Annotated in this window: 22 protein-coding genes; 7 read left to right on the forward strand and 15 right to left on the reverse strand. The window is 71.7% G+C overall.

The genetic code is table 11. The features are described from left to right. Positions 1-23 precede the first annotated feature (23 nt). From GE115_RS06785 to GE115_RS06800, 4 genes are all read right to left on the reverse strand, one after another. Positions 24-2075 carry an ATP-binding protein gene (locus GE115_RS06785; RefSeq protein WP_153684047.1) on the reverse strand — a complete coding sequence of 684 codons (2052 nt, stop codon included), beginning with the start codon at positions 2073-2075 and terminating at the stop codon, positions 24-26. Then, entirely contained in the window at positions 2075-2698 is a 624-nt protein-coding gene (locus tag GE115_RS06790) for a Pvc16 family protein (RefSeq protein WP_153684048.1), read from the reverse strand. Before GE115_RS06790 ends, GE115_RS06785 begins: the two co-directional genes overlap by 1 nt. Further along, a complete protein-coding gene (locus GE115_RS06795) occupies positions 2695-5772 on the reverse strand; it encodes a hypothetical protein (RefSeq protein WP_153684049.1) in 3078 nt (1025 codons plus the stop codon). Before GE115_RS06795 ends, GE115_RS06790 begins: the two co-directional genes overlap by 4 nt. 115 nt (positions 5773-5887) lie before the next feature. Beyond that, entirely contained in the window at positions 5888-6508 is a 621-nt protein-coding gene (locus GE115_RS06800; RefSeq protein WP_153684050.1) for a response regulator transcription factor, read from the reverse strand. A 176-nt stretch (positions 6509-6684) separates the two neighbouring features. Here GE115_RS06800 and GE115_RS06805 point away from each other — a divergent pair, with 176 nt between their 5' ends. Further along, positions 6685-7962: a COG1470 family protein gene (locus tag GE115_RS06805; protein WP_153684051.1), complete on the forward strand. Its 1278-nt coding sequence runs from the start codon at positions 6685-6687 to the stop codon at positions 7960-7962. Positions 7963-7964: 2 nt separating this feature from the next. Further along, positions 7965-8279 carry a PAAR domain-containing contractile injection system baseplate protein gene (locus tag GE115_RS06810; RefSeq protein WP_153684052.1) on the forward strand — a complete coding sequence of 105 codons (315 nt, stop codon included), beginning with the start codon at positions 7965-7967 and terminating at the stop codon, positions 8277-8279. A gap of 43 nt (positions 8280-8322) precedes the next feature. On the opposite strand, the gene GE115_RS06815 is transcribed toward GE115_RS06810, so the two are convergent. Continuing rightward, positions 8323-10224 carry a glycoside hydrolase family 13 protein gene (locus GE115_RS06815; RefSeq protein WP_153684053.1) on the reverse strand — a complete coding sequence of 634 codons (1902 nt, stop codon included), beginning with the start codon at positions 10222-10224 and terminating at the stop codon, positions 8323-8325. Between the two features lie 107 nt (positions 10225-10331). Here GE115_RS06815 and GE115_RS06820 point away from each other — a divergent pair, with 107 nt between their 5' ends. Beyond that, a complete protein-coding gene (locus tag GE115_RS06820) occupies positions 10332-11219 on the forward strand; it encodes a hypothetical protein (protein ID WP_153684054.1) in 888 nt (295 codons plus the stop codon). Between the two features lie 66 nt (positions 11220-11285). Here GE115_RS06820 and GE115_RS06825 read toward each other — a convergent pair whose 3' ends face one another. The 3 genes from GE115_RS06825 to GE115_RS06835 all read right to left on the reverse strand — a co-directional run bounded on the left by GE115_RS06825 (position 11286) and on the right by GE115_RS06835 (position 15266). After that, positions 11286-12275: a sugar ABC transporter permease gene (locus GE115_RS06825; RefSeq protein ID WP_153684055.1), complete on the reverse strand. Its 990-nt coding sequence runs from the start codon at positions 12273-12275 to the stop codon at positions 11286-11288. Continuing rightward, the gene (locus GE115_RS06830) at positions 12275-13900 is read right to left on the reverse strand and encodes an ABC transporter permease subunit (protein ID WP_153684056.1); all 1626 of its coding nucleotides are present in this window, start codon (positions 13898-13900) and stop codon (positions 12275-12277) included. The genes GE115_RS06825 and GE115_RS06830 overlap by 1 nt, the downstream gene beginning before the upstream one ends. 133 nt (positions 13901-14033) lie before the next feature. Continuing rightward, entirely contained in the window at positions 14034-15266 is a 1233-nt protein-coding gene (locus GE115_RS06835; RefSeq protein ID WP_153684057.1) for a sugar ABC transporter substrate-binding protein, read from the reverse strand. 248 nt (positions 15267-15514) lie between these two features. Between GE115_RS06835 and GE115_RS06840 the strand changes: the two genes are divergently transcribed. Further along, a complete protein-coding gene (locus GE115_RS06840) occupies positions 15515-17248 on the forward strand; it encodes a glycoside hydrolase family 13 protein (protein ID WP_216648780.1) in 1734 nt (577 codons plus the stop codon). A 159-nt stretch (positions 17249-17407) separates the two neighbouring features. Here GE115_RS06840 and GE115_RS06845 read toward each other — a convergent pair whose 3' ends face one another. The 4 genes from GE115_RS06845 to GE115_RS06860 form a co-directional block, all read right to left on the reverse strand. Then, on the reverse strand, positions 17408-18355 hold the full coding sequence (locus GE115_RS06845; RefSeq protein WP_172979752.1) for an endonuclease domain-containing protein: 948 nt from the start codon (positions 18353-18355) through the stop codon (positions 17408-17410). 192 nt (positions 18356-18547) lie between these two features. Further along, positions 18548-20287, reverse strand: coding sequence for a peptidoglycan DD-metalloendopeptidase family protein (locus GE115_RS19215; RefSeq protein ID WP_153684060.1), 1740 nt, complete (start codon positions 20285-20287; stop codon positions 18548-18550). 175 nt (positions 20288-20462) lie between these two features. After that, positions 20463-21296, reverse strand: a complete 834-nt coding sequence (locus tag GE115_RS06855) for an inositol monophosphatase family protein (RefSeq protein WP_153684061.1) — start codon at positions 21294-21296, stop codon at positions 20463-20465. Further along, positions 21293-21784: an SRPBCC family protein gene (locus tag GE115_RS06860; RefSeq protein ID WP_312854970.1), complete on the reverse strand. Its 492-nt coding sequence runs from the start codon at positions 21782-21784 to the stop codon at positions 21293-21295. The genes GE115_RS06855 and GE115_RS06860 overlap by 4 nt, the downstream gene beginning before the upstream one ends. Positions 21785-21854: 70 nt before the next feature. Between GE115_RS06860 and GE115_RS06865 the strand changes: the two genes are divergently transcribed. Then, positions 21855-22172, forward strand: coding sequence for a DUF7882 family protein (locus tag GE115_RS06865; RefSeq protein WP_153684062.1), 318 nt, complete (start codon positions 21855-21857; stop codon positions 22170-22172). Positions 22173-22189: 17 nt separating this feature from the next. Here GE115_RS06865 and GE115_RS06870 read toward each other — a convergent pair whose 3' ends face one another. Beyond that, positions 22190-22501, reverse strand: coding sequence for a DUF7882 family protein (locus GE115_RS06870; protein ID WP_153684063.1), 312 nt, complete (start codon positions 22499-22501; stop codon positions 22190-22192). A 176-nt stretch (positions 22502-22677) separates the two neighbouring features. On the opposite strand from GE115_RS06870, the gene GE115_RS06875 reads away from it, so the two are divergent. Next, positions 22678-23457 carry an EAL domain-containing protein gene (locus GE115_RS06875; RefSeq protein WP_153684064.1) on the forward strand — a complete coding sequence of 260 codons (780 nt, stop codon included), beginning with the start codon at positions 22678-22680 and terminating at the stop codon, positions 23455-23457. A gap of 10 nt (positions 23458-23467) precedes the next feature. Here the strand turns inward: GE115_RS06875 and GE115_RS06880 are convergent, their stop codons facing one another. After that, positions 23468-23734 carry a hypothetical protein gene (locus GE115_RS06880; protein WP_312854971.1) on the reverse strand — a complete coding sequence of 89 codons (267 nt, stop codon included), beginning with the start codon at positions 23732-23734 and terminating at the stop codon, positions 23468-23470. Between the two features lie 34 nt (positions 23735-23768). On the opposite strand from GE115_RS06880, the gene GE115_RS06885 reads away from it, so the two are divergent. Beyond that, a complete protein-coding gene (locus tag GE115_RS06885; RefSeq protein ID WP_153684065.1) occupies positions 23769-24062 on the forward strand; it encodes a DUF7882 family protein in 294 nt (97 codons plus the stop codon). 59 nt (positions 24063-24121) lie between these two features. On the opposite strand, the gene GE115_RS06890 is transcribed toward GE115_RS06885, so the two are convergent. Continuing rightward, positions 24122-26050, reverse strand: coding sequence for a sensor domain-containing diguanylate cyclase (locus tag GE115_RS06890; RefSeq protein ID WP_312854972.1), 1929 nt, complete (start codon positions 26048-26050; stop codon positions 24122-24124). Positions 26051-26092 lie beyond the last annotated feature (42 nt).

Raw genomic sequence — 26092 nt, forward strand, 5'->3', positions numbered from 1 at the left:
GCGTGCTCTGCACGATCGGGCAATCATGAGACCGACACCTCCGGCCAGTAGCGGCCGAACTCGCGCTCGACGACGAGCCGGCCGAGCTTGCGGTACTCGCGTTCGACCGCGAGCACGAGGTGCCGCATGCTCACGGAACCGCTGTCGGCGGCCGCGAGGTACGCGGCTGTGACGGCCGCCGAGCGGATCGCGCCGCCCGCGAGCTCGAACGAGTCGCCGAGGAACGCGAAGTCGAGGTCGGCGCCGCGGGCGACCTGCCCGCCGAGGCACCGGTCCCAGAGGGCCGCGCGCTGCGTGGCATCCGGCATCGGGAAGTCGACGATCACGTCGAGCCGCCGGGTGAACGCCTCGTCGATGTTCGCGCGCAGGTTCGTCGCGAGCACGGCGAGCCCGTCGAAGGTCTCCATGCGCTGCAGCAGGTACGCGCTCTCCACGTTCGCGTAGCGGTCGTGGGCGTCCTTCACCTCGCTGCGCTTGCCGAACACCGCGTCGGCCTCGTCGAAGAGGAGCACCGCGTTCGTGCCGGCGGCGGCCGTGAAGATGCGGTCGAGGTTCTTCTCGGTCTCGCCGATGTACTTGTCGACGACGGTCGAGAGGTCGACCACGTAGAGGTCGAGGCCGAGCTCGCGCGCCACGACCTCGGCCGACATGGTCTTGCCGGTCCCCGAGTCGCCGGCGAACAGCGCGACGACGCCGTGGCCGCGCCCGCCGCCCGGGCGCATCCCCCAATCGCCGAGCACCTGCTCCCGGTACCGCGCGCGCAGCTCGATCTCGCGCAGCGCCTCGAGCGTCGACCGGGGCAGCACGAGGTCGTCCCAGCCGACGGCGGGCTCGACCCGCCGCGCGAGCCGGTCGAGCGCCGAACCGTTCTCGGCGCGGGCGCCGGCCGCGAGATCCGCGACCGTTACCGCGCCGTCGTGCGAGAGGGTCGCCTGCGTGCGGGCGGTGCGCGCGGCTCGGCGCACCTGCTCCGGTCGCAGCCGGAACTGCGCGGTCGTGGATGCCACGTCGAGGCGCTTGCCGGCCGGTCCGAGTTCGCGGCGCCACAGCTCGACCCGCTCGGCCGTGGTGCTCGCCCTCGCATCGACGACGGCCGGATGCGTCGTGGCCCGCGACGGGTCCCACACGGCCTCGCCGACGAGCACCGTCGGCTGCGGGGAGGCGTCGAGCGCATCGAGCACCGACGCCGGCAGCTCGGGCGTGACCGTGGCGGCGATGAGTCCCGCACGGCGCAGCCGCGCCTCGCGCACGGCGAGGCGGGCGAGCTGCACGCCGTCGTCGTCGGTGCCGATGCGCGCGAGGTCGAGCTCGATCGGGTCGAGCCCGACCGAGCGCAGCGCGTCGGACGCGATCGCCCGGCCCGAGCTCGTCGCGTGCTCGCGCACGTACACCGATCGGATGCCCGCGGCGAGCGCACGCGCCACCTCGCCGCCGTCGCCCCAGTCGATCGGGGCGGGCTCGTGGAGCACGCCGTCGAGCGCGCGGTCGCCGACGTCGTCGCCGAGGAGGTGCCCGACGATCCGGTCGGGCACGCGCAGGGCGCGGGTCGGCAGGGGCCGGTCGACGTCGTCGAGCGCGAGCAGCGATCCGGTGATCAGGGGCCCGCTGACCAGGCGCGCCCGGTCGCCGGCCGAGGTCAGCGCGACGCCGCACAGCTCCATCGCGAGCGCGGCCGAGGGGCGCCGGCGGCTCACGTCGTCGTTCAAGTACCCGAAGAAGCGCTCGAACCGCGGGTCGAGGTCGGCCGCGAGGCCGACGACGAGCAGGTCGACGTCGAGGTCGTTGAGCCCGAACGTCTCGGCGACCTCGCGCAGCCGCAGCCGGTGGCCCGCCGCCTCCGCGAGGTCGGCGCCCTGCTCGCACGCGGCCAGTCGCGCCGAGGCATCCGACCAGTCGGGAACGCCGCGCGCCTCCCCCAGCAGCCGGTCGATGAGCTCATCGCTCAGGTACAGGCCCCGGAACGGGTCGTCGGGCTGCGGGTCGACCGCGTGCCGCGACGCCACGAGCCTGCGGATCCGATCCTCGATCACGCCGAGCCGGCCGAGCAGGTGCGTGAGGTTCGGATCCTCGATCATCAGGGCTCCTGCTGCGGCGAGCGTTGCATCCGGTCCTCGGCGGCGCCGACGCCGATCCAGCTGAAGTCGCCGCGCACGCCGGCGCTCACGGGCGGGCCGACGCGGTAGAGCACGCCGGTCGTGATCGGCGCCGTGACGACCACATCCAGCGACGGCTTCAACTCGCCGCCGAGCGACGACCACACGTCGGCGAACGCCCGGTCCTCGGGCGGCGGGAGCGCGATCGAGATCCACGCCGGAAGGCCGGTCTCGGCGAGCGTGTCGACCACGAACGCCTCGGGGATCGCGTCGAACTTGAGGAAGCACCGCATCAGCGCGTCGAGCAGCCGGTGCTCGTCGTCGGGACGCTGGGTCCACGCGGTCACGAGGTACGACAGCTTGAAGTAACGGGGCGCCGGGCTCCGCGAGACGACGATGCCGCGTTCGTCGCGCTCCTCGAGGAACCCGGTCTCGCGCCGCTTCACGTCCTCGCGGATGTCGTAGAGGAACAGGTCGACCGTCGGCGCGTTGCGGCGCGCCGCCCAGTCCTTCGTGGGCGCGTCGAGCACCACCTCGATGTCCTTGCCGATGCCCGGCGCCTCGCGGACCATCGCCTTCATGGCGTCGTCGATCTCGCCGATCATCCGCCCCTCCCGACCAGGTCGGGGCCCACCGAGGACCGCGGCGTGATGAGCACGGGGCTCGAGTCCACCGTTCCGAACGTGCCGAGGGGGCTCGAGATGACGGCCCAGCGGGAGCCCTGCAGCGACCGTCGGAACACGACGATGTCGCGACGCGTGTCGGTTCCGAGCGGGCCGGCGACGAACGACGTCGGGAAGTTGCTCGGCGTGGCCGGTGCGTGCTGCAGCTCCCACTGCACGTTCGTCGTCTCCCCCGGCGGGAAGTACCGGCCGAACACCGTCACCACGTCGCCCGGATTCGCCACCGCCGGCGAGAACCACGCCACGGGCTGGAGCAGGGTGTACGGCTCGGCGTCCTCGCCGAGCCAGGCCCCGGGCACGTCGACGCGTTCGATGCCCACGATGGGCTCATCCATCGGATCGACCGGGCAGCCGGGCGTGCCGGGTTCGCAGCAGTCCTCGGACTCGGGGTCGCAGCACGCATCGTCGTCGGAATCGCAGTCGGGGTCCTCCGGCGGCGGAGGCAGCGGCGGCAGCGTGTACGTCGTGACGTCGAACGAGGCCCGCTCGACCGTCACCGACACGGCAGCCGGCAGCGGGTCGTGCGGCGCACCCGCGGCGGGCGGTGCGAACGCGAGGGTGGTGTCGGCGGTCGCCCCGACCGCGTCGACTCCGGTCTTGACGCACGTGTCGACGGCGAAACCCGGGCAGTTCTCGACCGAGCCGAGCGTGAGGTGCGTCGTCGGCTGACCGGCCGGCGTCGAGTCGGGCCACTCGAAGACCAGCTCCGCGTCGGCATTCGGCAGCGTGGGCACGTAGCCCGGCCCGCCGTCGGTCGCCGGCGTTCGCGTAAGCGTCGCGTGCGCCCGCAACGGCAGGCCGCCGTGGTAGATCGGGTTGCGATCCAGCACCAGGTCGACGTCGAATCGCGCGTCGAGCACGGTGGCGGATACCTCGTCGCCCGCGAACCACTCGAGCGGCAGCTCGCTGGCATCCCTCGGCACGCCGAGACCGATGAACACGGGCGTCGCGGTGACGTCGAGCCGGCCGACGGCCGACGGGTCGAGCCGGAACGTCACCTCCTTGACCTCGCCCGGTCCGGTCCAGTCCTGGAGCGTGCAGACCCGCTCCTCGAGCGGAGCGCAACCGTCGATGCCCGGCGGCTCGACGAGCTCGGCCACGCCCTCGTCCCACCCGAGTTCGAGGCTCACGAAGACGCGGCTCTGCCTGGCGTCCGGCAGCGCCTTCGCCCATTGCACGCGGACGGTGGCGAGCACCTCCTCACCGCCCGGCCACGTGCGGTCGCGATCGAGGGTGACCTGCGTGACGAAGACGTCGGCGATGACCGTGATCGGAGCCTCGGAGTACTCGATCCAACGGTCGGGATAGCTGATCGGGATCACGCCGTCCTCCGAGGGGAACATCACCACGACGGATTCGGAAGACGCGGAGAGCCAACCGGTGCCCTCGGCGTCGTCCGCGATCCGGAACGACATACTGATCTCGACCGAGGCTCCCGCCTGATCGAGTCCCACCATCGTGCAGACCCCGTCGAAGTACTCCGCGCAGCCGGCGGGATCCGCGATCGGCTCGAGGAATGAGGGCCAGTCGAGTCGGATGGCGACGCGGACACCGGGCAGCGTCGTCGTCACGTCGGGGGCGTGCGTAACGGTGAAGACCGCTGTAGCCTCGCCCCCGGGTGGCGCGTACGGCTCGTCGACAGCCGTCGTCGTCGGGAAGACCCGATCGAGGATTGCGTATGGGCTGCTCGCGGAACCGACCCACTCTGGTGGGAGGTCCGGAAGGCCAGGCGGGCGGGCCGCCGGAGCCGCTGCGCGGTGCGCGGCGGGTATCACGCGCGTTCGTGCCTGCGCGGATGCCAGCCGGTATTGCGGCGGTGATGGAGTCGGCGCAACCGCGATCCGAGGCGGCACGTAGTCGAAGTACCAACCCTCGTGCATGCCGAGCGTGAACGCGCCCAGTCGTTCGCGTTCGGTCTGCGACGTCGGATGGACGAACGTCAGCCGGTGCGTCATCACCAGCCGCGGAAACTCGTCGTCCCACGTCTGCTCGGTTGTGGGCACACGATTCGCCGGATCGACGGTGCACAGCAGGCTGGATGATCCGTCAGCCTCGCAACCCGGCGGCGCCTCGCCGGTGCGGATCAAGCCGTCGGGCCAGGAGAGCCTGAGGACGAACCCCACCACGTCGCTGGGTGTATTGAGTCCGGTCATCGCGGCTTCCGTCGTCGTCGCTTGGTAGATCGCCGCGAGTTCCTCGCCATCTGGTGCCCCGATCGTCAGGTCGGGCCCGAACACGGACAGCGTGTACAGCGGCCCGGTCGCTCGATCCGCACTGTCGGTCGCGCGGTTGAGGGGATGCAGGCCGGAGTACACCCACGCGTCACCTCCGCCGATCCGCCAGATCGCGACCGTTGCGATGATCTTCGAGACCAGCGGTGGCCGGATGCCCGCCGTCGAGTAGGTCACGGTGAACGAGGCCAAACCGCCGGGGTCGCGGAGCCCCGACAGGAGGCAATGGTCCCCGGACGAGGGTGTGGTCGGCGTGGAACGGACCGGGTACGTCGGCGGCGGACCGACCCACTCCGGGCACGACGATGCCGGCTCGCGCTTGGCCGAGGCATACGTCGACTTCACTTCGACACCCAAGAGCGAGGCGTTCGCGGGCGCCGTGGCGGTCATGTTGCGAACCGTGATCGTCGCGGTGAACGAGCCGCCCGCCGGCCCGGCTTGCGGGTTCAGCGAGACGGACAGATCGAACCCTCGGCCGTCGTCCGGTCCGTCTTGTGTGCCACCGTCGCCAGTGCCGCCACCAGGGGGGCCATCGCTTGTACCGGAACCGCCACCGGCACCTGAGTCGTCGCCCGGGTCCGCCGGGTCACCGCCGTCGCTCGTGCCGCCGCCGCCCTCGTCGGTCGGCACGACGCCAGGCCGAGTCCCGTTCACCGAGGCATCCGCTGCGCCGGCCGGCGTCTGCGCCCACGCAGGCGTGACCGCGCCGCCCGCCACCAGCACGATGGCGGCGACGACCGCGGTCAGCGGGCGCGCGATGCGCATGATGGTCCTCTCGCCACGTTCCAACCTTGCGACTGCCGGGCTGCCGCCCCCGCACGGCGCCGGGCATCGATCGGGGCACCCGGCACTGCCCGCACGGGCAGCGCCGAGGCATCCGTCAGATGAGCCCCTCGCGCACCGCGTACGCGACGGCGTGCGAGCGGTTGCGCAGTTGCAACCGCGTGGTCACGTCATGCAGCACGTTCTTCACCGTGCGCTCCGAGTACGAGAGCTGCCTCGCGATCTGCGCGGTGTCGCAGCCGTCGGCGACGAGGCGCAGCACCTCGACCTCGCGCGCGGCGAGCCCGGTGAAGGTCAGGCCGCGCGGGTCGAGCACGGTGCGCTGGAGCCGTCCGACCTGGTCGAGCAGGCGCCCGAGCAGGTCGGGCGGCACACTGCCCTCACCTCGCCCGGCACCCACGACGGCCGCGGTCAGCCGGTCGGGAGTCGCCTCGGCCCGGCGCACGAGCCCGACGACCCCGCTCTCGACCGCGCGCACGAGCCCCTGGTCGTCGAGGTCCGATACGACGAGCACGACGTGCGCGTCACCGTTGCGGCGCAGGAACCGGATGGAGTTGACGGCCTCGTCGTCGACGCGCTCGACGATGACGAGCACGACGTCGGGCGGCTCCTCCTCGGGTGCGACGACGCGCACCTCCGGCCGCGGGCGCAGCTGGCTCGCGACGCCGGCTTCGGAAATCGGATCGCGCGCGAAGACGCGCACGGTGGTTCGGGTCATGATCTTCCCCCTGAGATCAGGTCGGCCGCACCTGGTCATCGGGTTGATGCGGTGCCTGCATCCTGCTCCCCGGTGCTCTTCGCGCAGTAAACAAGGACTCAACGGGCAACCGATCTGCACGAGCCGGTGTCCGCTCGGGCTGCCGTGCCGAGCGCCGGCGCCCGTACCGTGACGACATGGCGACCACTGCGACGCTCGAGCCGCGCTCGGCGTCCGTCCTCCCGGGCGAGTCCACGACGTTCACGCTGACCGTCGCGAACGACTCGCTGCTCGTCGAGTCCTATTCGCTCGCGCCCGTCGGACCCGTCGCGGGCTGGACGACGATCGAACCCGACCGGCTGACGATCTACCCCGGCACGTCCGAGACGACCGTGGTCACCGTCTCGCCGCCGCGCACATCGGAGGCGCTGCCGGGCATGGTGGCCGTGGGCGTGCGCGTGCAGCCCGCCGAGCAGCCCGAGTTCGCGGCGTCGGCCGAGGCCGAGCTCGAGATCCTGCCGTTCGCCGAGGTCGACGCCGAACTCGTTCCGCGCATCTCGCGCGGTCGAGGGCGCAAGCGCGTCCGCCTCGCCGTCGACAACCGCGGCAGCGTGCCGCTCATCGCCGAGATCGCCGGCACGAGCACCGACGCCCTCTCGATCACGACGCCGACCCCCGACATCCACGTCCATCCGGGCCATGCGCTGTTCGTCGACGTCGACCTGCACCCGCGCAAGCGCGTGTGGCGCGGCCAGGACGTGAACCATCCGTTTCAGCTCACGATCGTGCCGCAGGGCCTCGACGCCCCCGAACCGCGCACCCTCGAGGGCAGCTACACGCAGCAGCGGGTGTTCCCGCGCTGGCTGTGGAAGGCACTGCTCGCGCTGCTGCTCCTGCTGCTCGCGCTGATCGCGCTCTGGTTCCTGGTGTTGAAGCCCGCGATCGAGGCGACCGCGAAAGAGGCCATCGAGGGCCCGGTCGCGAATGCGACCGATCGAGCGGATGCCGCCGCCCAGCAGGCCGACGAGGCGGCGCAGGCCGCGAACGAGGCCAAGGCGGCGGTCGGCCAGCCCACGGATCCCGTCGACCCGGTCGCCCCGGGCCCGACGGTGACGAGCAGCGAGCTCGACCTGCGCTTCTCGGCGTCGGGTGCGGCCGGCGCGACGGCCGAGAGCGAGCGGTTCACGATCCCCGCGAACGCGCAGCTGCGCATCACCGACCTGCTGCTGCAGAACCCGACCGGCTCGTTCGGCACGCTGACGATCGAGAACGCCGACCTCGCGGCGCCCATCCTGTCGACCGGGCTCGAGAACTTCCGCGACCTCGACTTCCACTTCGTGACGCCGATCGAGATCCAGAGCGAGGACGAGCTCTTCATCAAGGTCGTGTGCGTCCCGGCCGTGGCCGGCCCGGCGGCAACCCCCTGCGGTGCGAATGTGCTCGTCACCGGCATGCTGCTGACGACCCAGGAGTGACGATGCCCACCGGCCCAGCCCTCCGCGCCGGCGACATGGCGGTGTGCCCGCTGGCCGACGGCCCGAAGCCCCACGTCGGCGGCCCGATCACCCCGGCCGCTGCCGTCCCGACGGTGCTCATCGTCGGCATGCCTGCGGCCGTCGCGAACAACATCCCCGGCGGCATCGTCTGCGTCGGCCCACCGAACGGCATCGCGCAGGGCAGCGCCACGGTGCTCATCGGCGGGTTCCCGGCGGCCCGGCTGGCCGACCTGTCGATGCACGGCTCGCCGATCGTCCCAGGCCCCGGCGCCCCCACCGTGATCATCGGCGGCTGACCCATCCGCGCGGCGAGCGGCCGCCGGCCGCAGGCCCTCGGCGTCAGGTCTCGGGGGCGGCCACTCCGGGCAGGAGCCAGGTGCCGAAGGCGGCGGCATCCGTCTCGATCGCGTGCCCGGCACCGGATGCCTCGAACCGCGGTTCGCCGAACGACACGAGCGCCGCAGGCACCGCGCCCGGCGCCGTCACATCGGCAGCCCCATCCGCCCCGGCCTGCGGCAGCGCCGCCGACTCGAGTCCGAGCCGGGCCGCGCCGCGGGCCGCGAACACGAGCACCGAGGCATCCGTCGCCTCGCGAACGAACGCGATCGCGTCGTCGGATGCCGCGAGCCAGCGGATGCCGCCCGTCGCGAGCACCGGGTGCGCGCGCCGGAGCGCGATGAGCGCGCGGTATGCCGCGAGCGTCGGCTCGACGGCCGGGTCGGCCTCGCTCCCCCACGGCATCGGCGTGCGGCTCGCCTCGCCGTCGGCGCCGGTGAGCGCGAACTCGTCGCCCGCCCAGACGACGGGGATGCCCGGCATCGTCGCGGCGAGGCCGAACGCGACCGGCACGGTTGCGGGCCGCGCGTGCGTGAGGAAGCGCGGCGTGTCATGCGTGTCCAGCGCGTTCATCGTCGCGATCCGCGTGCGCCACGGGAACCCGGCCGCGAATCGCAGGTGCGCCTCGAGGAAGTCGCGCGCGGTGAACGCCGGCACCGCGTTCCGCGCGAAGCCGATGCCGCCGCCCGCGGGACTGCCCGGCCGCTGCAGCCAGCTCCACAGCGGGCGTGTGAACGGCGTGTAGGTCATCGCGCCGTGCCACGCGTCGCCCTGGAAGTCGGATGCCGCATCGTTCGTCGACTCGCCGAGCAGGATCGTGTCGGGGTTCACGTCGAGCATCGTGCGGCGGATCGTGCGGCGCACCTCGGCGTTCAGGTCGACGGCGCCGAGGCGCCCGGTCATGTTCGCGACGTCGATGCGCCATCCGTCGAGCCCGAACGGCGGCTTCAGGTACTTCGCGACGACCGAGTCGGGGCCCTCGACGAACCGGCGGCGCAGCTCGGACGACGACCAGTCGAACTTCGGCAGGCTCGGCACGCCGAGCCACGACTCGTACGAGCCGTCGGGCCCGAAGAAGTAGAACGAGCGCTCGGCCGACGCCGGGTCGGCCTGCGCGGTGCGGAACCACTCGTGCGCATCGCCCGAGTGGTTCGAGGTGAGGTCGCCGATGACGCGGATGCCCCGGGCATGCGCCGCCTCGACGAGCCGAACCAGCGCGTCGTCTCCGCCGAGCAGCTCGTCGACGCGGTCGAACGTGGAGGCGTCGTACCGGTGGTTCGACCGGGCCGGGAACACCGGCGTCAGGTAGAGCAGGTTCACGCCGAGCCCGACGAGGTGGTCGAGGCGCTCGCGCACGCCGTCGAGGTCGCCGCCGTACACCTGCTGCGAGCGGCCGGGCGGCTCGGGGTCGACGGGGTCGCCCCACTCGGCGGGCATCGCCCAGGCGGGCAGCTCGCCGCGCGCGCGGAGCTCGTCGAACGGGGCATCCGCCGACTTCGCGAACCGGTCGGGGAAGACCTGGTACATGACGCTCTCGGCCGCCCAGCCCGGCGCCGGCTCGTGCGACACGAGCCGGAAGTCGTCGTGGTCGCGCGTCTCGATCGACGAGAGCCCCACCTGGTTCAGCCAGTGCTGGCGTCCGTCGACGCCGACGAGCAGCCACCGGTAGCCGTGCACCGGGTTCTCCACCTCGACGGATGCCTCGTACCAGTCCCACCCGGACGCCTCGCCGAGCCGCCGCGCCTCGTCGAAGCGGGGTTCGCGGTTCGGGTTCGATCGCGTGCCGACCCACTCGAGCGGGCCGAACCCCGGCGGCACGCGCAGCCGCACGCGCACCACCTCGCCGAGGGCCGGCGCCGGGTTCGACACGTGCAGCGGGGATCCGTCGTGGTGCGGCGTCAGCATGGGGACATCCTCTCGTGGGGCACCGTCACGACGGCACCGGCAGGCGGTTCCGCAGCAGTGGTGCAGAATGAAGCGTCGCCGGCCTCGGCGACGCGAAGGAGGTGCCGGTGACCACCGGATTCGAGCTGCTCACCGGCCACGCCGCCCCGACCACGGGTGCGCGCCTCGCGGCGTTCGCGGCGGCGAACGGCTGGGAGTACCGCGCCGTCGGCGACCCGCCCGCGCTCGGCGACGGGCTCTGGGAACAGGTGGCGAACGGCACCGCACACGACCTCGTCATCGCCGACGGCTGGCAGGCCGGGCACCTGCGCGGCGGCACCCGCACGGCCGAATCGGTGCGGACCACGAAGTCGGGCATCCGCGTGACGACGCGCGTCAGCCTGGGTTCGTCCACGGGGAGCATCGATGTCGGCTATCTCGCGATCGAGCTGCCCCGGTACCTGCCCAACATGATCCTCGACGCCGGCCGCAACGACCGGCTGCTGCGCTCGAGCCTCGCGCGCCCGCCGCGGTCGAACCAGCGGCTCTCGCTCGAGGGCGACTTCGACCGGCACTTCCGGCTGTACGTGCCGAAGGGCTACGAGCGCGACGCGCTGTACGTCTTCACGCCCGACCTCATGGCGCTGCTGATCGACGAGACCGGCGATCTCGACGTCGAGGTGCGCGACAACTTGCTCATCGTAATGAAGCCCGGTGGATTCGCCTGGACCGAGGCGTCGACGTGGGACCGGTTCGAGCGCATCCGGGCGGTGGTCGGCGCGAAGTTCCACGACCGCACCGACCGGTACGCCGACGAGCGGGCGACGGGTGCGAGCGCGGGTGGCGTTGCCGGTGCGGCCGGCTCGGCGAACACCGTCGCCCCCGCCGGGCGACGCCTGCGCCGCAAGCTCGACCGCGCCACCGTCATCGGCCTCGCGTTCGGCGCCGGCGGCGTCGTCATCGCGCTCGCGTCGACGGTCGGCATGTGGATCGCCCATCAGCTCGGCTGGATCTGACGCGCGTCTCCCCGGCACCGGAGGCGCCCCCGTCTTGCGCGCGGGCGCCCACCCGAGGCATCCGACCTACTTGACCGCACCCGCGGTCAGCCCGCCCACGATGTACTTCTGCAGGAACAGGAACAGCGCGACCACCGGCAGCGCCGCCATCACGGCGCCCGCCGAGAACGCCGACCAGTCGGCGTAGCGCGGATTCGAGACGAGCTTCGTGAGCCCGACGGCGAGCGTCTGGTTCTCGGTGTCGATCAGCAGCACCGATGCCACGACGAACTCGTTCACGGACGCGATGAAGCTCAGCAGCGCCACGACGGCGAGGATCGGCGCCACCAGTCGCAGGATGATCGTGAAGAAGATGCGCGCGTGGCCGGCCCCATCGATCTTCGCGGCCTCGTCGATCGACGCCGGCACGGTGTTGAAGAAGCCGTACATCAGGTACGTGTTCACGCCCAGCGCGCCGCCGAGGTAGACCATGATCAGGCCGACGTGCGTGTTCAGCCCGATCGCCGGGAACAGGTCGCCGATCGTCGACATCAGCAGGAAGATCGCGACCACGGCGAGCAACTGCGGGAACATCTGCACGACCACGATGGAGACGAGCCCGAAGCGCCGGCCCGTGAACCGCATGCGCGAGAACGAGTACGCGGCGAGCGCGCCGAGGAACACCGTACCGAGCGCGGTCACGCCCGCGATGATCAGCGTGTTCGCGAACCACGTGGCGAACGGCACCTGCGGATCCGAGAGGATGCGCACGTAGCTGTCGAGGCCGATCTTCGAGAACAGCGCGTTCGAGCCGGTCAGCGTGCCGTTCGGGTTCAGCGACGACGACACGACGAACACGATCGGGAACAGCGAGAAGACGACCATCACGACGCCGACGAGGTGCCGCCATCCGGTCGCGCCGAACCAGCGGCCGAACGAGAACGGGCGCTTCGTCGGGATGTGCCGCGTGCCGTCGCCCTGCGACGTGACGGCGCGGGTCGAGGCATCCGGGAACTCGCCGATCTCGCCGGCGATGAGGCCGGCCTGGCTGCCGGGAACGGGGTGCTGCGCGGCCATCAGTTCAGCTCCTCGAGGCTCTTGGTTCGGCGGAAGGCGATGATCGAGATCACCGCGACGACGATGAAGATGATGATCGAGTACGCGCTCGCGAGACCGTAGTCACGCGTCTGGCCGGTGAACGCGACCTTGTAGACCATCGTGATCAGGATGTCGGTGAACCCGACGGGGATCGGCGCGTTCGAGTCGCGCGGGCCGCCGTCGGTGAGCATGTAGATCGTGTTGAAGTTGTTGAAGTTGAACGCGAACGACGCGATCAGCAGCGGCGCCACGCTCACGAGCAGCAGCGGCAGCTTGATCAGGCGGAAGATCGCCCACGGCTTCGCACCGTCGACCTTCGCGGCCTCCTGGATGTCGTCGGGGATCGACTGCAGCGCGCCCATGCACACGAGGAACATGTACGGGAAGCCCAGCCACAGGTTCACGATCAGGATGGATATCTTCGCGAGGAACGGGTCGGTCAGCCATGGCACGGATGCCCCGCCCAGCAGCACCTGGTTGATGAAGCCGAAGCTCTGGTTCATCATGCCCGCCCACACCAGCGCCGACAGGAACGACGGGATCGCGTAGGGCAGGATCATGAGGACCCGGTACGCCTTGCGCCCGCGCATCCGCATGTCGTTGAAGACGATGGCGAGGAAGAGGCCCAGGAAGAACGTCGAGGCGACCGAGATGAGCGCGAACGCGAAGGTCCACAGCGTCACGTAGAGCAGCGGCTGCGCGAGGCGCGGATCGGTCACCGCGCGGACGAAGTTGTCGAAGCCGACCGTGATCTGCCAGCCGGGCAGCAGCTGCTCGCCGTTCTCGGCGGTGAAGGCGCCCTCGCCGGTGTCGGCGTAGACCGTGCCGGTCTCGAGGTCGGTCATGGTGCCCGCGGCCTCGTCGTACTCGAGGTTCGAGACGTACAGGTACCCGCTGGTGCCGTCGGGCGTGCGGATGGCGCCGTCGTTCGGGTCGTCGGAATACGGGACGGCGAGCGCCGTGACGTCGTCGGTGCGTGCGAGCACGTCGGCGAACTGCAGGGTGGTCCATCCGTCGGCCGCGACCGCGGCGTCGCCGTCGAACTCGGCGTCGACCTCGGCGAGGGGCTGGTCGTTCGTGCCGACGAACGCGTCGCCCGACTCGGGATCGGTGACGAGGAGGCCGAGCTGCCCGGCCTGCTCGACGACCGAGACCGGGAAGGTCGGCGAGTCCTCGACCCGCTCCAGCGACGAGGCCATGAGCGACGAGACCGCCTGCTCCTTGGTGCCGTTGTGGCCCGTGCCGTAGTTGGTGAAGGCGATGTACCCCGTGTAGAGGAGCACGAACACCTGGAACACGACGAGGAAGATGACCCCCGGCGTCAGGTACTTCGCCGGGAGCTTGCGACGCGAGAAGTAGATCCAGTTCACGAGCGCGGTGACGGCGGCCACGATCACCGTGGGGATCCACTGGTCGTGCGCGATGAGCACGAAGATCGCGTAGACCGCGAGCGCGTCGACGATGCCGAGCCCGACGAGCTTGACGAGGAAGACCTTCATCCCCCCGGATGCCGCGTCGGCGATGACCGACGCCTGCCGTTGGCGTTTCGTCTGACGCTCGGGCGGGGCATCCTGCCGGGTGTCGTCGCCGATCGTGGTGCTCATCTGCATGGTCTTCCGTGTCGTCGGTGGGTGACGGCCCGGTGGTCGAGTAGCGCCCGACGAAGGAGGACGCGTATCGAGACCCGTCACCAGGTCTCGATACGCTCCTTCGTCGCTACTCGACCACCGGAGGGGATCAGCGGGCGTCGATCGCCGCCTGCACGTCGGACACGAGCTTCTGCCACGTCGCGACCGGGTCGGCCCCGTTGATGATCTCGGCCTCGGCGATGCCCCAGTACTGCCACACGGCACCCATCGCGGGGATGGCGGGCATCGGCACGGCCTCGGCGCCGACGGCGGCGAAGCCCTCGATGATCGGGTCGCTCGAAGCGGCCTCGGCGGCAGCCGTGTTCGCGGGGAGGATGTTGCCGGCCTCGAACAGTTCGAGCTGCGTCTCCTCGCTGCCGAGGTAGTTCACCAGGAAGTCGTTCGCGGCGACCTTGTTCTTCGACTCCGAGGAGATGAAGAAGCCCTTGACGCCGGCGAACGGCTGGGCCGGGTCGCCGGTGGGGCTCGGCACCGTGTCGATCGCGACGTTGATGCCGCCGTCGACTGCGGCGCCGACGTTCCACGGGCCGGTCAGCCAGAAGGCCGCCTTGCCGGTGAGGAACGCGTCCTTCGCGATGTCGCCGTCGATGTCGGTGTTGAACGCGCCGGTGCCGTTCTTGCCCTGCGTGCCGAGCCAGGTCGCGAACGCCTCGCCGCCGGCGTTGCCGAGCTGCAGGTCGGTCGGGTCGTAGCCCTCGTCGTTCGAGCCGAACACCGGGGCGCCGAACGCCGTCTGGAACGGGTAGAGGTGGTACGGGTTGCCCTCGGCGCCCTGCTCGACGACGAACGGCTGGGTGAGGCCTGCGGCCTGACCCTTGGCGAGCATGTCGTCGAAGCTCGTCGCGGCCTCGGGCACGAGGTCGGCGTTGCGCAGCACGGCGATGTTCTCGACCGCGTACGGAAGCATGTAGGTCGTGCCCTCGTACGTCGACGCGTCGACGGCGACGGGCAGGTAGTCGGCGGCGGAGTCGCCGAGCTCGATCGGGGCGACGACGCCGTTGGTCGAGAGCTCGCCCAGCCAGTCGTGCGCACCCATGGTGATGTCGGGGCCCTTGCCCGTCGGCACCTGCTGGATGTAGTCGTCCTTGATGTCGGCGTTGTCCTTGCCGACGAGCTTGACCTCGACGCCGGTCTCCTCGCTGTAGGCGTCGGCGGCGGCCTGGAGCGCGTCCACGCGCTCGGCGTCGACCCAGACCGTCAGCGTGCTGGCGGCCGACGAGTCGTCGGTCGAGCCGCTGTCGCCGGCGCATCCGGCCAATCCCAGCGTCGTCACGACGGCTACGGCGCCCGCAGCGAGGAGGCTCTTCCTGTTCACCCTCATTGGTGTGCCCTTCAGTTCGCGTGAATCGGCGCCTTCGCCTGGTGCTGGAGCGCATGTCTCCCGCCCCGCCGTGAGGCGGAGCCGCGCACCGAGCCCGAAAGGCCGTTCTTCCGTGTTGGAGTCGCTCGCAGCATGCAAGCGATTACAGGTATACCCCGATACAAGAAGTTCACAAAACCGGGAGGCTTTGATTGATACCGGTTCGTGATCAACGGGTTACCGACTGCGACTGCAAGCGTTTCCAGTAGATGACGAAATGTCGTAGGGTTTTCGGCATGACTTCGGAATGGTGGCGCACCGCCGCGATCTACCAGATCTACCCGCGCTCCTTCGCCGACGCGAACGGCGACGGCATGGGCGACCTCGCCGGCATCACCTCGCGCCTCGGCTCGCTCGAGGCGCTCGGCGTCGACGCGATCTGGCTCTCGCCCTTCTACACCTCCCCCCAGAAGGACGCCGGCTACGACGTCGCGGACTACTGCGACGTCGACCCGCGCTTCGGCACCCTCGCCGACTTCGACGCGATGGTCGCCGAGGCGCATGCCCGAGGCATCCGGGTCATCGTCGACCTCGTACCGAACCACTCCTCCGACCAGCACTTGTGGTTCCAGGAGGCGCTCGCCGCCGCGCCCGGCAGCGCCGCCCGCGCGCGCTACCTGTTCCGCGACGGCCGCGGCGACGCCGGCGAGCTGCCGCCGAACAACTGGGAGTCCGTCTTCGGCGGCCCCGCATGGACCCGCAGCCTCGACGCCGAGGGCCGGCCCGGCCAGTGGTACCTGCACCTGTTCGACAGCTCGCAGCCCGACTTCGACTGGACCAACGAAGAGGTCCGCGAGGAGTTCCGGCGCATCCTGCGCTTCTGGCTCGACCGCGGCGTCGACGGCTTCCGCGTCGACGTGGCGCACGGCCTGATCAAGGCCGACGGCCTGCCCGACTGGACCCCCGCCGAGGGCGCGGGCAGCATGGGCGGCGCCGGCGGGGTCGGCGGCCACCCCGACACGCTCGGTGCAGAGGCCTCGGGCGTCGCGCTCGAACCCGCGATCAGCGAGGAGGAGGGCGACGGAGCGCCGTACTGGGCGCAGGAGGGCGTGCACGAGGTCTACCGCGACTGGCGGCGCCTGCTCGACGAGTACCCGGGCGAGCGCATCCTCGCGGCCGAGGCCTGGGTCGACCCGCTCTCGAAGGTCGCCAAGTGGGTGCGCCCCGACGAGATGCACCAGTCGTTCAACTTCGCGTACCTCGAGACGCCGTGGGACGCCGACGCCCTGCGCACGGTCATCGACGAGTCGCTCGCGGCGTTCGGATCCGTCGGAGCGCCCTCGACCTGGGTGCTCTCGAACCACGATGTCGTCCGCCACGCCACGCGCCTCTCGGTGACGGCTGCGAACCCGCAGGGCCACGGCCTCGGGCCCCGGTCGAAGGGCATCCCGACCTACGAGGTCGGCCTGCGCCGCGCCCGGGCTGCCACGGCGCTCATGCTGGCGTTGCCCGGCTCCGCCTACCTCTACCAGGGCGAGGAGCTCGGCCTGCCCGAGGTCATCGACCTGCCCGACGACGCCCGCCAGGACCCGACCTGGTTCCGCACCGACGGCGAGCGCTACGGCCGCGACGGATGCCGCGTGCCGATCCCCTGGGAATCCTCCGCGCCGTCGTACGGCTTCGGCCCGACGGACGCCTCGTGGCTCCCGCAGCCCGACTCGTGGGCCGAGCTCGCGCGCGACCGCCAGGAGGGCGTCGAGGGCTCGACCCTCTCGATGTACCAGGCCGCACTGCGCCTGCGGCGGTCGCTCTCGCTCGGGGCCGGCTCGCTCGAATGGCTCCACGTCGACGGCACGCTCGCCCTGCGCAACGGCGAGATCACCGTGGTCGCGAATACCGGCACCGAGCCGGTCGCGCTGCCCGCCGGCGACGTGCTGCTCGCCTCGGGCCCGCTCGACGGCGACCGCCTCCCGGCCGACACCACGGTCTGGCTCCGCGCGTAGCGCGGGGCGCTCTCTCCGCGCGCGGCCCGGCGACCGGCCATCCCCTGGCTGCTTCGAGTTCGCAGGATGAGGCTCGTCACACCGTCGAATGCGACCGTATGACGCGTCTCATCCTGCGAACTCGAGAGACGCCCCATCGCTCGCTCAGAACCCGGGGAGTCAGAACCCGGGATCGATGTGGCCGCGAGCCACGGACACACCGGCGGCGCGCGGTCGCGCGGTCGCGCGCACGCCCCACCGGTGCTCGCCGCGCCGAACCAGCTCGAGGATGCCCTCCTGCACCGAATCCCACTCGGACACGACCATCTCGTAGCTCAGCCTGAGCACCAGGTAGCCGCCCATGACCAGCTCGAAGTCGCGGCGCCGATCCCGTTCGAACTCCGGGCCGGTGTGGAATCCAGCGCCATCGATCTCGATCACCAGCCGCTCGCCGACGAGTACGTCGATCCGACCCACTCCGTCGATGGTCACCTGCGTCCGGTGGCGGATGCGGTGTCCGAGCAGCAGCATCCGCACGATCGTCTCCGTCCCCGACTGGCATCCGGCGTCCGCGAGGTCGACGATCGATCGTCTCGTGGGGACGAGCAGGGTTCGAAGCTCGGCGAGTCCGGCCGTGTCGAGCTGCCGTTCCGCCAGTGCCGAGTCGACCGCGATGTGCGCGTCGAGCCGCGGAGCGCAGGCGGCCAGCTCGGCGAGGGCGAGCGCGAGCGGATCCCGGGCTCCGATCACACCGTCCACCGTGCGGTAGTGCACGCAGACCCGATCGCGAGCGACGTCCAGCCGCCTCCCGGAGCCGTCGGGCGCCCGCAACCGGCTCGCGGTGCGCGGCACCCGGACGTGCAGCGTCGCTTCCCGCCGCGTCCACACGCCCTCCAGGCGAGCCACGGATGCCCCGGTCAGGCTGCCACCGACCCTGACCGCGCGCACGACGTCGGGCGGAGCATCCGGCACCGCGAACCAGCGCTGTCGGACCTGGACGATCGCTCCCGCGCTGCGGGCGCGCGTCACCGCCTGACGGGGGATGCCGTATGCGTCGAGATGACGGTACGCGAGGGCACCGCCGTGCGAACGGATGCATCGGGCGACGGCATTCGGGCTGTGGGACATCCCAGCAGTGTGCCCAGCCGGCCCCATCGGTGCCGGCAGCCTGTGGAGAAAGCCGCGCCTGCCGGTCCGCATGAATTCACAGGACGAGACGGATCAGACCGCCGTATGCGTCGGTATGGCCCGGCGCATCCTGTTTACTCGCCGTGGCAGTCGCCGTACGGCGGCGCGGCCCCAGCAGGGCGAGACGCGCGCCTAGTTCGTGTACTCGTAGAGCCACTCGAGCGGGTCGACCCACTCGCCGTCGATGCCGCCGATGCGGATCTCGAAGTGCAGGTGGGGCCCGGTCGACATGCCGGTGTTGCCGGTGTTGCCGATCACGTCGCCGACGTGCACCGTGTCGCCGACCTCGAAGCGGCGGGTGTCGTACTGCATGTGCGCGTACACGCTCGTGACGACCTGCCCGTCGATGACGTGGTCGATCATCGTCACGACGCCGAGCGATCCGCCCGAGTCGGTCGAGTTGGAGACGACGCCGTCGGCGATGGCCTGGATCTCGGCGCCGTAGCCGGGGTTGAAGTCCTGGCCGTGGTGATCCTCGGAGCATCCGGCGCAGTCGCGGTAGCCGAACCGGTCGCCGATGTGCACGCCGACCGCGAACGGCCACTGGATCGTGCCGAGCGGGTTATTGGTGAATGTCGCCTCGGGGCGGATGCCCGCCGCGGCCGCGTATTCAGCGATCGTCTGGTGCTGGTAGCCCTCGCGGACGACGTTCGGCGAGGCGATCGCATCGCCGTCGATCGTGACCCGCTGTCCGGGCCCGTCGGCGCGGTCGGCGGCGGCGAGCGCGAGCGCCTGCACGTCTTCGGCGGACAGCAGGGAGAGCGCCGGCACGGAGGTCGCGAGCGCCAGCGTCGCCGCGAAACCCATGGCCACGACGGCGCGCAGCCCGCGCCGGCGGCGGGTGACGATCGTCTTCGGCCGCGGCGGCACGCTGACGGGCGCCTCGACCGGCCGGCGACGGGCCCGGTCGGCAGGCCGCCCTGCGTCGGTCGCCCGCGCGGGCCCGCCGTTCCGGCGCCCGCGTGACGCTTCGGAGCGACGGGATGCCTCTGCGCCTCGGGCCGCCTCGGAGCGACGGGATGCCTCTGCGCCTCGGGCCGCCTCGGAGCGACGGGATGCCTCTGCGCCTCGGGCCGCCTCGGCGGCTGCTCCTCCGTCACGGCGAGCGGATGCCTCGGCGGGGGCGACGTCGTCGAACGCGAGGCGGGGCCGCTGCGCGGCCGCACCCAGGAGGACCGCGAATTCCGCGGACGCGTCCGCGATCGACGGATCGGCGAGGGGCACCGGTGCCTCGCCGCCGGGGGCCGCGGCGGCGAGCTGGTGTCGGAGGTCGGTTCGCGGGACGGATGCCTGGTTCCGCGGGGCGGGTGCCGGCGGTACCGCGGCCGCGGCGTCGCGACGGCCGCGGAAACGTGCGGCCGGATGACCGTCGGCAGCGTCGGCCGTGAGATCTCCGAAGAGCGCGTCGAAGCCCGACTCGGGCTCCGCGGGGGCCTGCCGTCGGACGGGTGCTTGCGCCTGCGGCTGTTCGCGGCGCGGCTGCCGGTGCTCCTGCGAAGGCTGCTGGACCGGAGGCTGCGGCGGCGCCTGGCGCGGAGCCTGCTGCTGCGGCTGCGGCTGCTGCGCCTGCTGCCACGACGGCGTCGGAGGGAGGTGCTGCGCCGGCACCGACTGCGCCGGCACCGACTGCGCAGGCGCCGACGGCGCCTGTTGCGCCGGCTGCGGCCACGTCTGTCGGGGCGCCTGCCCCTGGCGCGCCTGCGGCGCCTGACCGCCCCCTGCCGGCCACGCGTACTCGGCCGGCATCGACCCGGCGGCGGCCGCGGCCGCCTCCCGTTCCCGGAGTTCGCGTCGTGTCAGGGGTCGCTCGGCACGCTCAGCATGCTGAGTGCCTGGCGCAGAACCGTCGGGCACGAGGGGGGACTCGGGCACGTAGGGGACCTTCGGCGTAGGGGATGGACCGGACGGGGAGGTGTGCATCCCGACGCCCTCGCCGAGATAACGGATCGGTAAAGCGTACCCCGAGGCATCCGTTCGCGCCACGTGACACCGTCGATCCCCGCCGTGCCGCGGCGCTGGGCCTACGGATCGCGTGGATCCCGGTCGATCAGGCCGGTGCGCCGGCCGCGGCGAGCGCCGCGCCGAGCTCCTCGTGCAACCCGGCCGGTGCCGCGAGGAGGAACTCGCCGGTCGGCGCGCCGCCGCGCGGGCCCGTCACGATCGCGCCGGCCTCGCGGGCGATGAGGGCGCCCGCGGCGTGGTCCCAGGGGCCCAGCCCGACCTCGTAGTACGCGTCGAGGCGCCCGGCGGCGACGGCGCACAGGTCGAGTGCGCACGATCCGAGCCGGCGCAGGTCGCGGATGCGCACGAGGAGGTCGGCCACGATCCGCGCCTGCCCCTCGCGGCGTTCGATCGAGTAGGCGAATCCGGTGCCGACGAGCGCGCGATCGAGTGCGACGCTCGCGTTCACGTGCAACGGCTCGCCGCCGAGGCGGGCGCCGCCGCCGAGGGATGCCTCGAACACCTCGCCCGAGACGGGGTTCACGACGACGCCGGCGACCGCGGTCCACGCGTCGGGTGCCGGCGGTCCCTGCACGACCGCGATGCTGATCGACCACTGCGGGATGCCGTAGAGGAAGTTCACGGTGCCGTCGATCGGATCGACGACCCAGGTCAGCCCGCTCGTGCCGGTCTGCGCCGCTCCTCCCTCCTCGCCGAGGATGCCGTCGTCGGGTCGCGCCTCGAGGATCAGCCGGCGGATGAGCGCCTCCGTCGAGCGGTCGACGGCCGTGACGATGTCGATCGGCGTCGACTTCGTCGCCTCGACGCTCACGCCCTTTCGCCGCTCCTCGAGCGCGAAGGCGCCGGCGCGCACCGCGATGTCGCGGGCGAGGGCGAGCAGCGATTCGGGCGTCGGTACGGATGCTTCGGCGTCGGTCATGCCCCAACGCTATCGGCGTCGTCGGCGCCGGCCCCGGGCAGGCGATGCGCCGCGGCCCGGAGGTGCGCGTTCCGGCGTTCGATGAGCCGGTGCAGGTACGGACGCAGCACGAGCTCGGCGAGGCGGCCGAGTGGTCCGAGCGGTGCGGTGAACGACACCCGGTCGGTCATGTTCGTGCCGTCGCCGTCGGCGACGCACTCGTGCTCGTGCCGGAACGCGGCGAACGGTCCGCGTACCTGCTCGTCGACGAACGAGCGGGGCGGCGACATCTCGGTGATCCGGCTCGTGAGCCGCAACGGCAGGCCGAAGTGCCAGGCGCGCCAGGTGACCTCCTGTCCCTCGCCGATGAGTCCCGAGGTCACGCCGCCGACGGCGCGCTCACGCGTGCGCGCCATCGAGTCGAGGTGGAGGTCGATGCTGCGGGCGAGGTCGAACGCGTCCGGCACGGGAACGGGCAGTCGCGTGCGGCACTCGAAGGACGCGGTCACGGGCACAGGCTATCCGCCGGCCTCGTGGTCCGCCCCGCAGCCGCCGCGGCCGGGAAGCTGGCATGCTGGGATGGTGGGCATCCTCACCTGGAACTTCATTCGCACGGTCGAGATCGAGGACCGTCCGCTCGCCCATCTGCGGAGCGTGGTCTTCGCGAAGCTGCGGCGCGGCGAGGCGTTCTCGTACTCGTGGGAGACGCCGCTCGAGCAGGGCAGCGGCCGTCACTCGATCTGGTTCAGCCCCGACGTGCCGGTGACGTTCGAGTTCTTCGACGGGCGGGACATCCCGCTGAACCCGCGCTGGATCCGGGAGCTCACGAAGGCGGCGAACTCCCCGGGCGGGCTCGTGCTCGTTCCCGAGCCGGAATCGAAGCCCGCGTCCGACTGACGGCGTCGACCGCCGGCTCAGCCCTCCGAGCCCGGTGGCTCGGGGACGATCGTGAGGCCTCCGGCCGAGTTCGCCGATCGGTTGAGCGCCTGCACCCACGCGGAGTTCAGCCGCGGCGCTCGACCGCCGAAGTACTCGAACGCGACCGGGATCGACGGCGACAACCAGACCGAGGTCCGGCCGAACCCGCTCGCCGACGAGGATTCCGTCCAGGTGAATGCGAACGGCTCGCCGCGACGGAGCTTGGCCCAGATGACCGCCTGCAGGTGCGCGAGCACGCGGTCGTCGAACGAGACGACCAGCTTGGAGTCGTAGGTGAGGGTGCCCATCACGGGAAAGGATATCGGCTCCCGACCGACCGAGCGGTGCGGCGAGCGCGCGCCGTCGTCGGTGGCTGCGGCATCGCCGTCGGGGGGCACGGCGAGCGCGCGGCGCGGAGTATACGCCCCGGACCTGTGTCGGCAGGCGGATTGCACGAAGGGCTTGACAACGTGATTCTGGATGCATGGAACCCGGTGCATCGAACCCGACGACCGACGGATGGGTCGCCGAACTCCGGCGTGCCGTCGACCGCGGCGAGCTCGTCGCGTACTTCCAGCCCGAGTACGACCTGGCATCCGGCAGACCGGTCGCCTTCGAGGCGCTGTGCCGATGGTTGCATCCCGATCGGGGCGTGATCATGCCCGACCGGTTCATCCCCGTCGCCGAGGTCTCAGGCCTGCTGGGCGACCTTGGGCGCGCCATTCTCGACCAGTCGGGGCGCCGAGCCGCCGAATGGCACCGGCGCGGACTGCGAATGGGCATCGCGGTCAACATCTCGCCGTCGCAGCTTCGACCCGCCTTCGTCGAGGCCATGCTGAAGATCGTGCGCCGCCTCGACCTGCCCCGCTGGACGGTCACGGCCGAGATCACCGAGACGCCGGCGCTGCAGGAGTCCTGCGAGGAGTACCAGGCCATGCAGTCGCTGATCGATGGAGGCGTGGGCGTCTCGATCGACGACTTCGGCGCCGGCTTCACCTCGGTCGAGGGCATGCGGAAGATCCCCTTCACCGAGGTGAAGATCGACCGCTCGCTGATGCGCGACGCGAGCCCTGCGGCCGACGAGCTCGTGGCGCGTTGCGTCGAGCTCGCGCGGGAGCGGTCGGCCGTCGTCGTGGCCGAGGGCGTCGAGACCTCGGCGGACCTCGAGCGCGCGAAGCGCTGGCGGTGCGATCGCGCGCAGGGGTACTACTACTCGCCGGCCGTGGCCGCGGAAGACCTGGAGCCGCTGCTCGCCTCGGCCTGAGGCGCCCGGGTCAGAGCCCGAACTCCTCGTCGGCGCCGCCGGCCGACTTGTCGTCGCCGCGATCGCCGAGGTCGCCGCCGACGTCGATCTGCGACCAGGTCACGGGCATGCCCGGCGAGAAGAGGATGTCGATGCCGGGGCCGCCGCGCAGCGGCGGGATGTTCACGTACCCGCCTCCGGCGCGGATGGCCTCGAGGATCTGCTGCTTGAGCCCGGTCACGGGGTCGGGCAGGAAGTAATCGCGTCCGTCTACGGTCAGTCGGTGTACGAGGGTCACGGCTTCAGGCTATCGCGAGCGTAGGATCGTTTCGATGGGACACCTCCACTACGGCTCGCCGCCCGCCTCGTTCGAACTCCCCGATCGCACGCTCGCGCACATCGAGTTCGTCGTGCTCGCGAAGCTGCGCCGCAAGGAGAGCTTCGCGCTCTCCATCGACGGCGGCTCGGGCGGCCGCCAGCAGATCTGGATCAACCCGGCCGCGACGCTGCGGTTCGAGTTCGACGCCGACGTGGGCGACATCAACCGGCTCTGGCTCGAGGAGCTCATCGAATCCGCGAATGGCGCGGCTGGCATGCGCCTCGTGCCCGAGCCGAAGGCCGGCTGACCCGACCCCGACTCGGCTCGGCCACGCCGCCGAGCCGTCCGGTTGTTCGAAGGCCTCCCTCAGTGCGAGACCCGGTTGCGCCCGGCGTGCTTCGCCCGGTACATCGCCGCATCGGCGGCCTCGAGCAGCCCCGCTCGCGGCGAACCCGGCTCCGCCACGACGATGCCGCACGACGCGGTGACCGACAGCAGCACCTGTCCGGTGGCGATCGGCGCGGCGATCGCGCGGACCATCCGATCGGCGACCGCCTCGACGTCCTCGTCGATCACGCCGTCGAGCAGCACCACGAACTCGTCGCCGCCGAGGCGCACGACGACGTCCTGCTCGCGGGAGTGCGTGACGAGTCGGTTCGCGACCTCGAGGATGACGGCGTCGCCGACGTCGTGCCCGTGCCGGTCGTTGACGCTCTTGAAGTCGTCGAGGTCGACGAACAGCACGCCCTTGCCCGCCTCGCCGACCGGGCCCCGGGTCGCGAGCCGCTCGACGAGGTAGCGGCGGTTGTAGAGGCCCGTGAGCGCGTCGCGCATCGCGAGCTCCGCGAGCTGCGCCTCTGCCCGGCGCTGCAGGGCGATCTCGAGTTCGTGGCCGAGTTCGGCGGCCTCCTCGACGACCGTGCCCCACGGCTCGCTGCGACCTCGCACGGTGCGCTGCCACGCCGAGAACGAGGTGCGCGGCGAGAGTTCGCCGGCGCGGGACGCCCCGCCGGGGTCGCCGAGCCACGAGATCTCCCGCGAGACCTCGCCGCGGAAGAACACGAGGACTTCGCCGGCGTCGGTCAGCGGGACCACGAGCAGCCCGGCGACGCCGGGGAGCAGTTGCGCGACGTCGGGCCGGTCGACCGAGAGCGCCTCTGAGACGAACGGCCCGCCGCCGAGTCGCTCGAGCGCCCGGAGCACGGCCCCGAGCGGAGGCACCTCCCCGCCCGAACGCGACGTGTCGCCGATGCGCACGAGCACGCCGTCGGCGGGCACGAGGTCGAGCACGGTCTGGCTGCCGCTCAGCAGGGCCGCGTGGATGTCGTCGGAACCGTACAGCGGTGCCAGCAGCTCGGCACGCCGTTCGCGCACTTCGACCATGTGACGGAGCCTGGCGATCTCACCCATCGACCCGATCTGCAGGGCGATCTGGCCGGCGAGCACCTCGAGCGCACGGCGCAGCAGCACCGGCAGGCGCCGCTCGGTGCGGTGCGCGCAGGTGATCATGCCGATGAGCCGGCCGTGCTCCACGAGGGAGAGCGAGAATGTCGAGGCCTGGCCCATGTTCCGCATGTACTGCAGATGGTAGGGCGACACGCTGCGCAGCTCGGCGTCGGAGAGGTCGACGGTGCGCGCGTCGCCCTCGAGCGCGACCAACGGGATGCCCGGATCGGTCGTGCTGGCGATCATGCGCCCGACCTTGGAGATGTAGAGGGCACGCGCCTGGGGCGGGATGTCGGATGCCGGGAAGTGCAGGCCGAGGTAGGGCTCGAGATCCGGCGCGTGCTCGTCGGCGACGATCTCGCCGTGCCCGTCGTCGTGGAAGTGGTAGACCATGACGCGGTCGAATCCGGTGATGTCGCGGATCTCCGCCGCGGCCATGGTGCGCAGCTCGTCGATCGAGGTCGTGGTCGCGACGCGCATGATGGCCCCGACCACCGCGGTGCGGGCGTACTCGTTGCCCTCGGGCACGGGCTCGATCTCGACGAGGGTGAGGCCGTCGGCCCGGTGCACGATGGCGTCGGATGCGACGCCCTCCCAGGTGATGCGGACGGGGTCGACGGCCCGGCCCGTGCGAACGGCGTACTCGAGTTCGGCGTTGCCGATGTCGAGCACGGGTTGGCCGAGCCAGCGGGCGGCGTTCTCGCTGGCGACGGCGATGACGCCCGTCTGGTCGATGCCGAGGAGGGTGCCGTGGCCCTGGATGGACCCGGGGGTGCGGATGGGCTCCTTCGCGCACTCGGCGAGGCGGCGGAGCTCGTCGGGATCGAGGGCGAGTTCGGCGGGATCCACGGGCACTCCGTCTGTCAGCGGGTCGGGTCGCCGGGGCGGAGC

Origin of the sequence: Agromyces agglutinans (assembly GCF_009647605.1) — a bacterium.
GTDB classification, from domain to species: domain Bacteria; phylum Actinomycetota; class Actinomycetes; order Actinomycetales; family Microbacteriaceae; genus Agromyces; species Agromyces agglutinans.

Bases quoted from the DNA above. Each gene is read 5' to 3' on its own strand.
- GE115_RS06795 (WP_153684049.1), bottom strand. From the start codon at position 5,772: ATGCGCATCGCGCGCCCGCTGACCGCGGTCGTCGCCGCCATCGTGCTG.
- GE115_RS06835 (WP_153684057.1), bottom strand. From the start codon at position 15,266: ATGAGGGTGAACAGGAAGAGCCTCCTCGCTGCGGGCGCCGTAGCCGTC.
- GE115_RS06865 (WP_153684062.1), top strand. From the start codon at position 21,855: ATGGTGGGCATCCTCACCTGGAACTTCATTCGCACGGTCGAGATCGAG.
- GE115_RS06810 (WP_153684052.1), top strand. From the start codon at position 7,965: ATGCCCACCGGCCCAGCCCTCCGCGCCGGCGACATGGCGGTGTGCCCG.
- GE115_RS06790 (WP_153684048.1), bottom strand. From the start codon at position 2,698: ATGATCGGCGAGATCGACGACGCCATGAAGGCGATGGTCCGCGAGGCG.
- GE115_RS06825 (WP_153684055.1), bottom strand. From the start codon at position 12,275: ATGGCCGCGCAGCACCCCGTTCCCGGCAGCCAGGCCGGCCTCATCGCC.
- GE115_RS06830 (WP_153684056.1), bottom strand. From the start codon at position 13,900: ATGAGCACCACGATCGGCGACGACACCCGGCAGGATGCCCCGCCCGAG.
- GE115_RS06840 (WP_216648780.1), top strand. From the start codon at position 15,515: ATGACGAAATGTCGTAGGGTTTTCGGCATGACTTCGGAATGGTGGCGC.
- GE115_RS06805 (WP_153684051.1), top strand. From the start codon at position 6,685: ATGGCGACCACTGCGACGCTCGAGCCGCGCTCGGCGTCCGTCCTCCCG.
- GE115_RS06875 (WP_153684064.1), top strand. From the start codon at position 22,678: ATGGAACCCGGTGCATCGAACCCGACGACCGACGGATGGGTCGCCGAA.
- GE115_RS06845 (WP_172979752.1), bottom strand. From the start codon at position 18,355: ATGTCCCACAGCCCGAATGCCGTCGCCCGATGCATCCGTTCGCACGGC.
- GE115_RS06815 (WP_153684053.1), bottom strand. From the start codon at position 10,224: ATGCTGACGCCGCACCACGACGGATCCCCGCTGCACGTGTCGAACCCG.
- GE115_RS06855 (WP_153684061.1), bottom strand. From the start codon at position 21,296: ATGACCGACGCCGAAGCATCCGTACCGACGCCCGAATCGCTGCTCGCC.
- GE115_RS06785 (WP_153684047.1), bottom strand. From the start codon at position 2,075: ATGATCGAGGATCCGAACCTCACGCACCTGCTCGGCCGGCTCGGCGTG.
- GE115_RS06870 (WP_153684063.1), bottom strand. From the start codon at position 22,501: ATGGGCACCCTCACCTACGACTCCAAGCTGGTCGTCTCGTTCGACGAC.
- GE115_RS06800 (WP_153684050.1), bottom strand. From the start codon at position 6,508: ATGACCCGAACCACCGTGCGCGTCTTCGCGCGCGATCCGATTTCCGAA.
- GE115_RS06885 (WP_153684065.1), top strand. From the start codon at position 23,769: ATGGGACACCTCCACTACGGCTCGCCGCCCGCCTCGTTCGAACTCCCC.